At 63.0% G+C, this 12,667-nt stretch carries 11 protein-coding genes and 5 tRNA genes; 6 read left to right on the forward strand and 10 right to left on the reverse strand.

The features are described from left to right. The first annotated feature begins 602 nt into the window (after positions 1–602). Positions 603–2,285 carry a DEAD/DEAH box helicase gene (locus FA94_RS01795; protein WP_035546238.1) on the forward strand — a complete coding sequence of 561 codons (1,683 nt, stop codon included), beginning with the start codon at positions 603–605 and terminating at the stop codon, positions 2,283–2,285. Between the two features lie 474 nt (positions 2,286–2,759). Beyond that, the gene (gene aceA / locus FA94_RS01800; RefSeq protein WP_035546239.1) at positions 2,760–4,067 is read left to right on the forward strand and encodes an isocitrate lyase; all 1,308 of its coding nucleotides are present in this window, start codon (positions 2,760–2,762) and stop codon (positions 4,065–4,067) included. Between the two features lie 214 nt (positions 4,068–4,281). Here aceA and FA94_RS01805 read toward each other — a convergent pair whose 3' ends face one another. Both FA94_RS01805 and FA94_RS01810 read right to left on the reverse strand, forming a co-directional pair. Next, positions 4,282–4,716: a universal stress protein gene (locus FA94_RS01805; protein ID WP_035546241.1), complete on the reverse strand. Its 435-nt coding sequence runs from the start codon at positions 4,714–4,716 to the stop codon at positions 4,282–4,284. A gap of 200 nt (positions 4,717–4,916) precedes the next feature. Then, the gene (locus tag FA94_RS01810) at positions 4,917–5,819 is read right to left on the reverse strand and encodes a LysR family transcriptional regulator (RefSeq protein ID WP_035546242.1); all 903 of its coding nucleotides are present in this window, start codon (positions 5,817–5,819) and stop codon (positions 4,917–4,919) included. A 152-nt stretch (positions 5,820–5,971) separates the two neighbouring features. Between FA94_RS01810 and FA94_RS01815 the strand changes: the two genes are divergently transcribed. Together FA94_RS01815 and aceB are read left to right on the forward strand one after the other, a co-directional pair. Next, positions 5,972–6,787 carry a haloacid dehalogenase type II gene (locus tag FA94_RS01815; RefSeq protein WP_035546244.1) on the forward strand — a complete coding sequence of 272 codons (816 nt, stop codon included), beginning with the start codon at positions 5,972–5,974 and terminating at the stop codon, positions 6,785–6,787. An 82-nt stretch (positions 6,788–6,869) separates the two neighbouring features. After that, positions 6,870–8,483: a malate synthase A gene (aceB, locus tag FA94_RS01820; RefSeq protein ID WP_035546245.1), complete on the forward strand. Its 1,614-nt coding sequence runs from the start codon at positions 6,870–6,872 to the stop codon at positions 8,481–8,483. Positions 8,484–8,751: 268 nt separating this feature from the next. Here the strand turns inward: aceB and FA94_RS01825 are convergent, their stop codons facing one another. Together FA94_RS01825 and rraA are read right to left on the reverse strand one after the other, a co-directional pair. Further along, positions 8,752–9,153, reverse strand: a complete 402-nt coding sequence (locus tag FA94_RS01825) for a gamma-glutamylcyclotransferase family protein (protein WP_035546247.1) — start codon at positions 9,151–9,153, stop codon at positions 8,752–8,754. Between the two features lie 136 nt (positions 9,154–9,289). Next, a complete protein-coding gene (gene rraA, locus FA94_RS01830; protein ID WP_035546249.1) occupies positions 9,290–9,784 on the reverse strand; it encodes a ribonuclease E activity regulator RraA in 495 nt (164 codons plus the stop codon). Positions 9,785–9,921: 137 nt separating this feature from the next. Here rraA and FA94_RS01835 point away from each other — a divergent pair, with 137 nt between their 5' ends. Both FA94_RS01835 and FA94_RS01840 read left to right on the forward strand, forming a co-directional pair. Next, positions 9,922–10,218, forward strand: a complete 297-nt coding sequence (locus FA94_RS01835; RefSeq protein WP_035546251.1) for a hypothetical protein — start codon at positions 9,922–9,924, stop codon at positions 10,216–10,218. A 2-nt stretch (positions 10,219–10,220) separates the two neighbouring features. After that, positions 10,221–11,072 (forward strand): AraC family transcriptional regulator, encoded by an 852-nt coding sequence (locus tag FA94_RS01840; protein ID WP_035549070.1) that lies wholly within the window; start codon positions 10,221–10,223, stop codon positions 11,070–11,072. 125 nt (positions 11,073–11,197) lie between these two features. On the opposite strand, the gene FA94_RS01845 is transcribed toward FA94_RS01840, so the two are convergent. The 6 genes from FA94_RS01845 to FA94_RS01870 all read right to left on the reverse strand — a co-directional run bounded on the left by FA94_RS01845 (position 11,198) and on the right by FA94_RS01870 (position 12,632). Then, entirely contained in the window at positions 11,198–11,662 is a 465-nt protein-coding gene (locus FA94_RS01845; RefSeq protein WP_035546253.1) for a GNAT family N-acetyltransferase, read from the reverse strand. A 181-nt stretch (positions 11,663–11,843) separates the two neighbouring features. Beyond that, a tRNA-Asp gene (locus tag FA94_RS01850) sits at positions 11,844–11,920 on the reverse strand. An 81-nt stretch (positions 11,921–12,001) separates the two neighbouring features. Next, positions 12,002–12,077, reverse strand: a tRNA-Glu gene (locus tag FA94_RS01855). 61 nt (positions 12,078–12,138) lie between these two features. After that, positions 12,139–12,215, reverse strand: a tRNA-Asp gene (locus tag FA94_RS01860). A gap of 100 nt (positions 12,216–12,315) precedes the next feature. Continuing rightward, positions 12,316–12,391 (reverse strand) — tRNA-Glu (locus FA94_RS01865). A gap of 165 nt (positions 12,392–12,556) precedes the next feature. After that, a tRNA-Ala gene (locus FA94_RS01870) sits at positions 12,557–12,632 on the reverse strand. Positions 12,633–12,667: the final 35 nt, after the last annotated feature.

The following is a 12,667-nucleotide window of genomic DNA, read 5'->3' on the forward strand; positions in this document are numbered from 1 at the left end:
CAGCGGTAGCGCGGTGAATCGGGGTCGCCTGGTCGCCTGGCGATCGGGCAGTCGAACAGTCTGGCCGACTGCCCCGCGCCACCGACTGCCCGCGTCGCCGCCCGGCCGCCAATTAGCGCGCCCTCCCGCTTCCCCCTTCGCGTCACTTGCCTGATCCAGCGCCACGGCTAAACGCTGGGCGCCCCGCCCCGCGCCACTTAGCGCGCCCTGCGCAGCCAGAAAAAGCAATTTCTTCCACTAAGAAGTTTCTTAACAGTGGCGCAGTGCAACAAAACCCTATAGAATGCTGCCTGCGCTTCACTGCTCTGCCCGGCTTTCCTCCAGCGGCCTTTGCGGCGCAGCGCCTCGTAGCGTTTAGCTCCAATCCAGTTTAGAACCTGTCCCCTCCTGCCTAGCCCCCTACGGGCGATCATGTCCCAGGCTGGCGGCACGCCGTGTTGGCATGTCGCATCCGATACAGCTTCTAACGAAAAGCTCGCCTTCATTGTCGCGAGCTGCCCCCGTTTTTCGATTTGCTCGCTGCTTCTTTGCTCGCTGAATCCGACGACTTGGGTATGCCGATTGGCGCCGACGTTTTAATTCCCTGTGTACCAAGGATTCTCATGACTTCGAGCAACACCTCCAGCCCGTTGAACGCCATCGCCGATCAAGCCCTCGGTCTCGCCGACGCACCGGAACAAGTCGCAGCCGTCGCTGCCGCTCCGGAAGCCGTCGCCGCTGAAGCCGCTGCGCCGACCGGCCCGACGTTCGCGTCGCTTGGTCTCTCCGCGGATGTCGTCTCCGCGCTGACCGCCGCTGGTTACCAGAACCCGACGCCGGTTCAGCAACGCGCTATCCCCGCCGGTATCGCCGGCCGCGATCTGATGGTCTCGAGCCCGACCGGTTCGGGTAAGACCGCCGCGTTCATGCTGCCCGCCATCGAGCGTTTCTCGCAACTGCAAAAGGCCCAAGCCAGCCAGCCGCGTGAAGCGCGTCCGGCGGCCGACGCCCGCACCACGCGCCGTCCGCAACCGGTTGCCCGTCCGACCATGCTGGTCCTGACGCCGACCCGCGAACTCGCAATGCAGGTCACCACCGCCGCTGCCAACTACGGCAAGCATCTGAAGCGTCTGCGCACCGTCAGCATTCTGGGCGGCGTCGCTTACGGCCAGCAACTGATGCTGCTGGCGAAGAACCCGGAAATCCTGGTCGCCACGCCGGGTCGTCTGATCGACCATCTGGAACGCGGCCGTATCGATCTGTCGCAACTGCAGATCCTCGTGCTCGACGAAGCCGACCGCATGCTCGACATGGGTTTCATCGAAGACATCGAAACGATCGTCGCGGCTACGCCGGCTACGCGTCAAACCATGCTGTTCTCGGCCACGCTCGACGGCAAGATCGGTTCGCTGACGGGCCGTCTGCTGAAGGATCCGGAACGGATCGAAATCGTTCAGCGCCTCGAACAACGCACCAACATCTCGCAAACGGTTCACTACGTGGACGACCGCGATCACAAGGATCGTCTGCTCGACCATCTGCTGCGCGACGAAGGCCTCGACCAGGCTATCGTGTTCACGGCAACCAAGATGGACGCCGACCAGCTGGCCGGCCGTTTGGCCGACGCCGGTTTCGAATCGGCCGCTTTGCACGGCGATCTGCCGCAAGGCGCGCGTAACCGCACGATCAAGGCGCTGCGCGAGCGTCGCGTTCGCGTGCTGGTCGCAACGGACGTCGCCGCTCGCGGTATCGACATTCCGGGCATCACGCACGTGTTCAACTACGACCTGCCGAAGTTCGCCGAAGACTACGTGCACCGTATCGGCCGTACCGGCCGTGCTGGTCGCACGGGTACCGCAGTGAGCCTCGTGCATCACGCTGAACAAGGCGCGCTGAAGCGCATCGAGCGCTTCGTGCGCACCCCGCTGCCGGTCAACGTCGTGGTTGGCTTCGAGCCGCGCAAGTCGGCTCCGGCTGGCGGTGGTGGCCGTCCTGGCTTCGGCGGCCGTGGCCGTCCGGGCGGTGGCAACGGTGGCGGTGCTGGCCGTCGCTTCGGTAGCGGCAGCGGCGCAGGCAAGCCGGCCGGTAACGGCGGCGGCGCGCGCAGCGGCAATGGCGGCGGCTGGGCCGGCAAGTCGGCTGGCGGCGGTTCGCGTGAAGGTGGCTTCGGTGGCGGTTCGCGTGAAGGTGGTTCGCGTGAAGGCGGCTTCGGCGGCGGTTCGCGTGAAGGCTACGGCGGTTCGCGCGACGGCGGCTACGGCGCACGCCGCAGCGACGGCCCGCGTACGGCGCGTCGCGGCAGCTAAGTATTTGCTCGCGCATCGGCATGGCGCGTCACGCTGCTTCAGAGCAGTAGCGCGCTTGCCGGACGCAAGCAATACCAGCAAGTCAGCTTGAAAAAAGACCCGAACGGCCCCGCGCTGTTCGTCAGTCGAGAGAAACCGGTGCTCAGGCGCCGGTTTTTTTTCGCCCGCAATTTGATGGACGCCGAAATTTCACGATGTGGAAAATTTTTTTGCGTCGTAAAAAATCGTGCTGCACGGCACAAGATACCCTATACCAAGATGGGAAAAATCGTTTCTTAATGTGAAACGTTGATTGCAAGCAATTGATTTAAAACACAAATAAATACTCCATAAATCCTCCCACCCGTCTATTGCGCCAGCACCGATTTGCCTAGACTCTTATACAAGACTTCACGAAACGAAACGCCCAACCGGCCAGCCGCTTCGACGAAGACAAGAGTCACCTACCCATTACAGGCAAACCAGGAGCACACCATGACGACGCGCGAAGAACAAGCCAAGCAACTCCAACAGCAATGGGACACCGATCCGCGCTGGAAAGGCGTGAAGCGGACCTACTCGGCGGAAGACGTGATCCGTCTGCGTGGCTCGGTGCAGGTTGACCACACGCTGGCCAAGCGCGGCGCGCAAAAGCTGTGGGAAAGCGTCAACACCGAGCCGTTCGTCAACTCGCTCGGCGCGCTGACCGGCAACCAGGCCATGCAGCAGGTCAAGGCCGGCCTGAAGGCGATCTATCTGTCGGGCTGGCAAGTGGCGGGCGACGCCAACGTGGCCGGCGAAATGTACCCGGACCAGTCGCTGTATCCGGCGAACTCGGTGCCGCTGGTCGTGAAGCGCATCAACAACACGCTGACGCGCGCCGACCAGATCCAGTGGTCGGAAGGCAAGAATCCGGGCGACGAAGGCTATATCGACTACTTCGCACCGATCGTCGCCGACGCGGAAGCCGGTTTCGGCGGCGTGCTGAACGCGTTCGAACTGATGAAGGCGATGATCGAAGCCGGCGCATCGGGCGTGCACTTCGAAGATCAGCTCGCTTCGGTGAAGAAATGCGGCCACATGGGCGGCAAGGTGCTGGTGCCGACGCGTGAAAACATCGCCAAGCTGACCGCCGCGCGTCTGGCGGCCGACGTCTCCGGCACGCCGACCGTGCTGCTGGCGCGCACCGACGCGGAAGCGGCCGATCTCGTGACGTCGGATATCGACGACAACGACAAGCCGTTCCTGACCGGCGAGCGCACGGTGGAAGGTTTCTACCGCACCAAGCCGGGTCTCGAACAGGCGATCTCGCGTGGCCTCGCCTACGCGCCGTACGCCGACATGATCTGGTGCGAAACCGGCAAGCCGGACCTCGAGTTCGCGAAGAAATTCGCCGACGCGATCCACAAGGAATTCCCGGACCAACTGCTGTCGTACAACTGCTCGCCGTCGTTCAACTGGAAGAAGAATCTGGATGACGCGACCATCGCCAAGTTCCAGCGCGAACTCGGCGCAATGGGCTACAAGTTCCAGTTCATCACGCTGGCCGGCTTCCACGCGCTGAACTACTCGATGTTCAATCTCGCGCACGGTTACGCCCGCAATCAGATGACGGCGTTCGTCGAAATGCAGCAGGCTGAATTCGCTGCCGCCGACAAGGGCTTCACCGCCGTGAAGCATCAGCGCGAAGTCGGCACCGGCTACTTCGACGCCGTGACGCAAACGGTCGAACGCGACGCGTCGACGACCGCGCTGCACGGCTCGACGGAAGACGAACAGTTCTTCGACAAGAAGGTCGCGTAAGCAGGCATCGAAGCACGCAACAGCACAGGGAGGAGCACGTCATCGGGCCGCCACGGTTTTCGCCGTGGCGGCCCGGGACCGAAGAATCTGGGAGAGAACAAACTCGCAGCGGCGGAAACAAAGCCAGCGCAATGCATTGTGCGGCGAACAGTCGACGCGCCGGCCTGATCGCCGGCGCGTTTTTTTTCGGCGCTTCGCCCGGCGCAGCGCTTATCTAGCGATACACGATCACCGGAATCTTCGTATGCGTGAGCACCCGCTGCGTTTCGCTGCCGATCAGCAAACTGCCCAGACCGCGCCGCCCGTGCGAAGCCATGAAGATCAAGTCGCAACCGCCGTGCTCGGCCGCTTCGATGATGCCGAGATACGGCGCCGGATGCACGCTCGTGCGGCTCACCACCGCGACGCCGACGCGCCGTCCGGCCAGCTCGACCTCGCGCAGATGCACCCGCGCTTCGCGTTCGCTGCGCTGCAGGAATTCGGAGGGCGGCTCGACCACCACGTCGGAAAACGGCGAGTACGGATATTGCGGCAGACACGCGTAAGCGGTGACTTGCGCGCCGACGGCCTGCGCGAGATCGATCGCGCCGTCGATCGCTTTGCGCGACAGGTCGGAACCATCGGTAGGAACGAGGATGTGCCTGAACATGATGCCCTCCGTCGCCGGCTCAGCGCAGCACGGCGTCAGCGTCCACGAGGCGCGGCTGGCAAGCCGCCTGAATCGATTGTAGGTCGCGGAATCGCGGGTATGGATCGGGCGAGGGTCTGTCCGCATATCGGAAACCCGTTGCGGGCGGCGCCACCACCGCCACTACGCGCACGCACACGCGCGCAACGCCCGCCGCGCGTTCAGCCCCAATAACCGGGATGGCCGTACGTATGCTTGAGAAAGTCGAGAAACAGCCGGACCCGCAACGGCAAATGGCGGCGCTGCGGAAACACCGCGTGAATGCCGATCGGCGGCGCGGCGAATTCGTCGAGCACGCTGACCAGCCGCCCGGCGGCGATGTCCGTGCCGACCTCCCACCACGAGCGCCACGCGAGCCCGTAGCCCTCCAGGCACCACTCGTGCAACACCGCGCCGTCCGAGCATTCCATCGTGCCGGACACCTTGATCGACACGACCTTGTCGGCCTGCTGGAACATCCAGCCGCGCTGCTGGTTGGCGCTCGCGCCGAGCGCGAGGCAGTTGTGATGCGCGAGATCGGCCAGCGTGTGCGGCGCGGCGCGCCGGCTCAGATACGACGGCGACGCCACGCACACGCGACGGTTCTCGCCGAGCTTGAGCGACACCAGCGACGAATCCGGCAACTCGCCGAGCCGCACCGCGCAATCGAAGCCTTCGTTGACCAGATCGACCAGCCGGTCGGACAGATCGAGCGTGATCGACACGTCCGGATGCGCGACGGTGAACGCCGGCACCAGCGGCGCGACATGGCGGCGCCCGAAACCGGCCGGCGCCGACAGCCGCAAATGGCCGCTCGCCTTGACGCCGCCCGCCGACACGCTAGCTTCGGCGTTCTGCATATCATGAATGACACGCTGGCAGTCTTCGAGAAAGGCCGAGCCTTCGAAGGTCAGCGTGATCTTGCGCGTGGTGCGCACCAGCAATTTGACGCCGAGCCGTTCTTCGAGCGCATCGATCCGGCGGCCGATGATCGCCGGCGCGACACCCTCGGCGAGCGCTGCGGCGGACAGGCTGCCCTTGGCCGCGACGGCGACGAAAGTCTCGATCTGCTTGAAACGGTCCATAAGCGGGCAAGGCCGCAGCGAAGCGGGGAAAGTGGTCGGTGCGCGTCAGATTAGGTGTATGAAAGTAAAAGATCAAGTGATCTTTAGCCTCTTTTTTAGCACTGAGCATCACTAATACAATCCGTCCTGACCTCTGATAGGAGTGCACGGCAATGTCGGCCACAACGACACTTTTCCCTAAAGCAGTGATTTTCGACGCGTACGGCACGCTTTTCGACGTGCATTCGGTGATCGCTGCCGCGGAGCAGATGTTTCCCGGCCATGGCGATGCGCTCTCGCAGTTATGGCGGCAAAAACAGATCGAATACACGCAGCTGCGCACCCTCGCCGATCCGGCCGGCTCGCCCGGCGCGCACTATCGGCCGTTCTGGGACATCACGCTCGACGCGCTGCGCTTCGCCGCGAAAAAACGTCAGCTCACGCTGAGCCGCGCGGCCGAAAAACGTCTGATGGACGAATACGCGTGCCTCTCCGCCTTCCCCGATGCCGTGCCGGCGCTGCGCCTGTTGCGCGAGGCGTCGTCCGTGGCCGGTGCGGAAACCGGCGCGCAAGCCAGTCCGCGCGCCGGCCTTGCGATCCTCTCGAACGGCAACCCGCAAATGCTCGACATCGCCGTGAAGAGCGCCGGCATGACGGGCCTGTTCGATCACGTCCTGTCCGTGGACGCCGTGCGCGCCTACAAACCCTCGCCCGCCGCTTATACGCTCGGCACGCAAGCCTTCGGCGCGGAGCCGCGCGAGCTCGTCTTCGTGTCGTCGAACGGCTGGGACGTGGCCGGCGCGACATGGTTCGGCTTCACCACTTTCTGGCTCAACCGGCAAAACGCACCCGTCGAAGAACTGGGCGTCATGCCGCATGGGACGGGCGGAGGCATGCACGATCTGCTCGCTTTCCTGAAAACCCTCGCGTCGCCCGGCCGCAGCAGCGGCCCCGGCAGCGGCCGCACGCGCCACAGCCCTGGCGCATGACGGCTTCCACCGGACCTCACGACGCACCTTAATCGCAATTCAACATTTGCATCTTTGCAATCTGACCGACCAAGGAGAAACCATGGCGAATCCGTTGTCATCGTCGCAGTCTTCACTCACGCTGCCGCAGGGCATGGCCATCACGGCTGAAATCAAGCCGGGCTATGAAGCGATTCTCACGCGCGAAGGGCTTGAACTCGTCGCCGCGCTGCACCGCACGTTCGAGCCGCGCCGTCAGCAGTTGTTGCAGGCTCGCGTGGAACGCACGAAGCGTCTCGACGCTGGCGAGCGTCCCGACTTCCTCGCTGAGACGAAACACGTTCGCGACGGCGACTGGACCATCGCGCCGCTGCCGCAGGATCTGCAGTGCCGCCGTGTCGAAATCACCGGTCCGGTCGAGCGCAAGATGATCATCAACGCGCTGAACTCGGGCGCGGATTCGTACATGACCGACTTCGAGGATTCGAATGCGCCGAGCTGGGACAACCAGATCACCGGCCATATCAACCTGAAGGACGCGGTGCGTCGCACGATTTCGCTGGAGCAGAACGGCAAGTCGTACACGCTGAACGACAAGGTCGCCACGCTGATCGTGCGGCCGCGTGGCTGGCATCTCGACGAGAAGCACGTCACGGTGGACGGCAAGCGCGTGTCGGGCGGGATCTTCGACTTCGCGCTGTTCATGGTGCACAACGCGAAGGAACTGGTCGCGCGCGGCTCGGGCCCCTACTTCTATCTGCCGAAGCTGGAAAGCCATCTCGAAGCGCGTCTGTGGAACGACATTTTCCTCGCTGCGCAGGAAGCCGTCGGCGTGCCGCGCGGCACGATTCGCGCGACGGTGCTGATCGAAACGATCGTCGCGGCGTTCGAAATGGACGAGATTCTGTACGAGCTGCGCGAGCATAGCTCGGGGCTGAACGCCGGCCGCTGGGACTACATCTTCTCGGCGATCAAGAAGTTCAAGGCCGACCGCGATTTCTGCCTGGCCGACCGCTCGCAGATCACCATGACCGCGCCGTTCATGCGGGCTTACGCGCTGTTGCTGCTGAAGACCTGCCATCGTCGCAATGCGCCGGCGATTGGCGGCATGAGCGCGCTGATTCCGATCAAGAACGATCCGGCCGCGAACGAGAAGGCGATGGGCGGCGTGCGTTCCGACAAGGCGCGCGACGCCGGCGACGGTTACGACGGCGGCTGGGTCGCGCATCCGGGGCTGGTGCCGATCGCGATGGAAGAGTTCGTCAAGGTGCTCGGCGACAAGCCGAACCAGATCGGCAAGCAACGCGACGACGTGCTCGTCACGGGAACTGATCTGACGGACTTCCGTCCGGAAGCACCGATCACCGAAGCCGGTCTGCGCAACAACATCAACGTCGGCATTCACTACCTGGGCGCGTGGCTCGCGGGCAATGGCTGTGTGCCGATTCACAACCTGATGGAAGACGCGGCGACCGCGGAGATTTCGCGCTCGCAGGTGTGGCAGTGGATTCGCTCGCCGAAGGGCAAGCTCGACGACGGCCGCAAGGTGACAGCCGAACTGGTGCGCGAGTTGTCGGCGCAGGAGCTCGACAACGTGAAGCAGGCGGTGGGTGGCGATACGAAGCCGTATGAGCGCGCCGCGCAGATCTTCGAAGAGATGTCGACGTCGGAGCAGTTCACCGACTTTCTGACGCTGCCGCTTTACGAGGAAATCTGACGCGGAGGTTAGATGCCTCCGCAACGAACGACGTAGTAGCAAGCCTGCTTTTCTTTCGCGCGTTGCTTGCACTTGTGCAGTTGTACGCTGGTGCACTTGTGTATCGCGCGCGACGCGAAGGCGGCTTGCGTCGCAAGACTGACCGACCGGACGGCCCGACAGGCGTGAGCTTGCCGGGCCGTTTTTTTGGCCCGGTTACGTTGGCGCGTTGCGTCGTGTTGCTTTGCGTTGCGCGCTGCCTACGCGCTACCTGCGCGCGACGGTTCGCTCAGCGCGTGCCGCGGTGCTCCACCCAATCGCCCGATTTAATCTCAGGCAAGCCCTTCACCGCGGCCGGCGCGACCGGATAGAAACGGCAATTCACGACGTTGCCGTCTACCTTCACCATCACTTCGCGCGCGAGGAAACGATCTTCGACGCCCGGGTACACCGCCTCGATTTCATCGAGCACCGCGACCAGTTCGTCTTCGATTTCGTAGACGTCGCCGATCACGTCGACGCCCGCTTCGTCGACCACCAACCCCGGGTACGAACCGAAGTCGAACAGATGGCCACGCACCGTGGCCGTGCCGAGCAGATTCGGCAAGGCAATCTCATTGCGAACCGCGGCGTCGCGGATGTCGTTCACTTCTCCGGCGCACAACGTGCCGTATACAAAGACGGTTTGCATCGTCGTTTGCTCTCCTTGAGTGGGTGGTCGGGTAAGTTCTGTTTGAGGCGCGGTTCAGGGCGTGGTTCAGGGCGTGGTTCAGGGCGTGGTTCAGGCGTGGTTCACGGCCCGCTTCACCGCCCGCTTCAGGCGCGGCTCAGTTCAGCGCCGCGCTGGAAACCAGCACGCCGTCAATGTCCGCGTAGATCCATTCGCCGGGACGCACCAGCGCGCCGGGCAACTGCACCGGCACGTCGCGTTGGCCGCCGCCGAGCTTCTGGCAACGTCGCGGGTTGGTGGTCAGCGCCATCACGCCGACGTCGGCTTCGTTCAACTCCAGCGCGTCGCGCACGCAGCCGTTCACGACGATGCCCGCCCAGCCGTTTTGTTGCGCGATCTGCGCCAGGTTACCGCCGACCAGCGCACACCGCAGACTGCCGCCGCCGTCGACCACCAGCACGCGGCCCGCGCCCTGCTCCTCGAGCGTGGCGCGCACGAGTGCATTGTCTTCGAAGACTTTGAGCGTCACCGCTTCGCCGCTGAAACTCTCGCTGCGGCTGAACAGATGAAAGACCGGCTCGAGCACGCGTAAGACGCCGAGCGCCAACTGATCCTCGTGTGCGTCGCACAAATCCGCGGTGGCAAAGGTCATGGAGTTCTCCTCGAAGGACGGGCAGTCGGGACATTATGCAACTTTGGAGTCTGGGGAAGGTGGGGAATGCGGTGGGGGTGGAGTGACGATCGCGATGGGGGTGCTGGTGGGGCTGGTGGGGCCGCGTATCGCTGGCGGTGGCGCTGGCGCTGGCGGTGGTGCTGGTGCTGGTGCTGGTGCTGGTGCTGGTGCTGGTGCTGGTGCTGGTGCTGGTGCTGGTGCTGGTGCTGGTGCTGGTGCTGGTGCTGGTGCTGGTGCTGGTGCTGGTGCTGGTGCTGGTGCTGGTGCTGGTGCTGGCGGGTGGCGGGTGGCGCTGGCAACAGCACCGCCCTGGTCGCCGCGCCGTCGTTCAGCCGCTTGCTAGTTACGCTACCTGTAGGGTACGGTTGGTAGCCCCGACTCTTTACCGCTCGACTATTCGCATCGAGCCTTAACCATGACTTCGTCCGTCGACTTCGCTCCAGCGAGCTTCGTCCGCTTCGCCGACATTCCACCGGAGTTCCGGCCGAACGACACCCACCCGATCCGTGTGCGCTCGCGGCCGATGTCGTCCGGCTGGCGCATTGCGCGTCATACGCACGCGTGGGCTCAGGTGGCCTACGCATCGCGCGGTGTGCTGCGGGTGGCGACGAGCGGCACGACGTGGATGGTGCCGCCCTCGCGGGCAATCTGGGTGCCGCCGCATGTGGAGCACGAAGTGTTCGCCGTCGAAGATGCGTTTCTGCGCACGCTCTACATCACCGAAAGCACAGTGCCCGCTGGACTCGATACACCGCGCGTGGTCGAAGTCTCCGATCTGCTGCGCGAAGTGATTGCCGCGCTCGATACGCCGGGCATTCCGGCCGCCCGCGAGCAGTTGCTCGGCGCACTCGCACTCGATGAGCTGACGCGCTCCGAGCCGCTGCCGCTGTCCGTACCGATGCCTAACGAAAAGCGTCTGCGCGCGTTGTGCGAGGCGGTGCTCGCGGACCCGACACATGGTGAGTCGCTCGAACAATGGGCCAGCAGCGTGGGCGCGAGTACGCGTACGATCGCGCGGCTGTTTCGACAGGAACTGGGCGTGAGTTTTTCGCAATGGCGTCAGCAGGCGATTCTCGCACGCGCGATTCCGCTGCTGAGTCAGGGCCGGCCGCTTTCTCACGTCGCGCTGGAATTGGGCTATCAGAGCCAGAGCGCGTTTTCAGCCATGTTCCGACGCGCCTTCGGTGAAAGTCCGCGCGCGTTTATCGAACGGGGATCTGAGCATCGCGCCGAAACGGGCGATCACGAAGATAGAGAGACGGATTAAAAGCGGAATGTGAGATCGCGCTGTGCAACGTGGTGCCACGTGGTGCGAGGCAACACGACGTAGAGCGGTGCTACGTGGTGCGATGCGATATGAAGAAAAAAATGCTCAGCAGCAGCCCTACGCCTTCAAACCCGCCGCGCCAGATGACGAATCGCGCCGAGTTGCGCCAGACGCGGCCCGCTCAGCTTATAACCCTTGCGCTGATAAAGCCGCGCGGCCGGATTATCGACGAACACTCGCAATTGCAACTCGTGCAAGCCGCGTTCGCGCGCCCATTGATGAGAGATATCCAGCAGATACGTGCCCGCTCCCAGCCGCCGATGCCCTTCCGCAATCTGCACGTCGCGGATATGCAGCGAATCGCCTTCCTGCGTGATGCGCAACACGCCGATCGGATGGCCGTCCATCTCGAGAATGAAATTCTCCGACTCGCGCCAACTGCCGAGGAACAGATCGCCCCGCCACACCAGATGATGCCGCCGGTAGTAACCGCCCATATTGGCGCGAGTCAGCGCCTCGGCGAATTCGAAATCGTCCATGCTGGCATTGCGCAGATGAAACGGTGACGGAGCTTCGGATGGATCGAACATGGTGGGGCGGCAAAGATGAGTCGGGTCAACGGTAAAACAGGCTGCGCGTGCTGGCAATGGCTGTTTGTCCCGAGCATACCGAGGCGGCGTGGATCGTGGAAATAAATGCGCGCAACAATGACGAGGGATCCGCGCGAGAATAAAAAAAGCCCACTTCTTTCGAAGTGGGCTTTCTTAAATCTGGCGGAGCGGACGGGACTCGAACCCGCGACCCCCGGCGTGACAGGCCGGTATTCTAACCAACTGAACTACCGCTCCAGATTTTCGCACCGCAGCGGATGAGCTAGGCTCACTCGCCGACTGCACCGTTCAACTGCTGACCGAACGACGCCGATGTCTTGGCGTCCCCTAGGGGATTCGAACCCCTGTACTCACCGTGAAAGGGTGATGTCCTAGGCCTCTAGACGAAGGGGACAGCGTACTGCTTACACCTTTAATGAAAAAGCCCGTTCAGGTTTGTATGAACGGGCTTTGTCTGGCGGAGTGGACGGGACTCGAACCCGCGACCCCCGGCGTGACAGGCCGGTATTCTAACCAACTGAACTACCACTCCAGTTTGCCCATCTTGGCTTGCGAGCGTTGGTTTTTTCTCGCAAGCTGCGCTGCTTTACTGCTACTCGAATTACTTCGAACACTAAAGCGACGCTGATGTTTGGCGTCCCCTAGGGGATTCGAACCCCTGTACTCACCGTGAAAGGGTGATGTCCTAGGCCTCTAGACGAAGGGGACATAATCTTTTCAGATCTGTCTTTAACTCGCTGCTAACTTACGCTAACTTCTCAGTTATTTCGTTTCGTCAACTGCGAAGACCGCTATTCTAACTACATAACAACTGTTTGTGAAGTTTTTTTTGCTACAAGTTCCAGACTTCGGAACAACTTCACTCTGCTCTGATGGTGGAGGTAAGCGGGATCGAACCGCTGACCTCTTGCATGCCATGCAAGCGCTCTCCCAGCTGAGCTATACCCCCCTTGCAGAACAGAAACGAGATTCTAGAGGCCAATT

This window comes from Burkholderia sp. 9120 (assembly GCF_000745015.1).
Taxonomy (GTDB): domain Bacteria; phylum Pseudomonadota; class Gammaproteobacteria; order Burkholderiales; family Burkholderiaceae; genus Paraburkholderia.

What these genes read in the sequence shown, in the direction of transcription:
- FA94_RS01795 (WP_035546238.1), top strand. Translation starts at nt 603, where the DNA reads ATGACTTCGAGCAACACCTCCAGCCCGTTGAACGCCATCGCCGATCAA.
- aceA (WP_035546239.1), top strand. Translation starts at nt 2,760, where the DNA reads ATGACGACGCGCGAAGAACAAGCCAAGCAACTCCAACAGCAATGGGAC.
- FA94_RS01805 (WP_035546241.1), bottom strand. Translation starts at nt 4,716, where the DNA reads ATGTTCAGGCACATCCTCGTTCCTACCGATGGTTCCGACCTGTCGCGC.
- FA94_RS01810 (WP_035546242.1), bottom strand. Translation starts at nt 5,819, where the DNA reads ATGGACCGTTTCAAGCAGATCGAGACTTTCGTCGCCGTCGCGGCCAAG.
- FA94_RS01815 (WP_035546244.1), top strand. Translation starts at nt 5,972, where the DNA reads ATGTCGGCCACAACGACACTTTTCCCTAAAGCAGTGATTTTCGACGCG.
- aceB (WP_035546245.1), top strand. Translation starts at nt 6,870, where the DNA reads ATGGCGAATCCGTTGTCATCGTCGCAGTCTTCACTCACGCTGCCGCAG.
- FA94_RS01825 (WP_035546247.1), bottom strand. Translation starts at nt 9,153, where the DNA reads ATGCAAACCGTCTTTGTATACGGCACGTTGTGCGCCGGAGAAGTGAAC.
- rraA (WP_035546249.1), bottom strand. Translation starts at nt 9,784, where the DNA reads ATGACCTTTGCCACCGCGGATTTGTGCGACGCACACGAGGATCAGTTG.
- FA94_RS01840 (WP_035549070.1), top strand. Translation starts at nt 10,221, where the DNA reads ATGACTTCGTCCGTCGACTTCGCTCCAGCGAGCTTCGTCCGCTTCGCC.
- FA94_RS01845 (WP_035546253.1), bottom strand. Translation starts at nt 11,662, where the DNA reads ATGTTCGATCCATCCGAAGCTCCGTCACCGTTTCATCTGCGCAATGCC.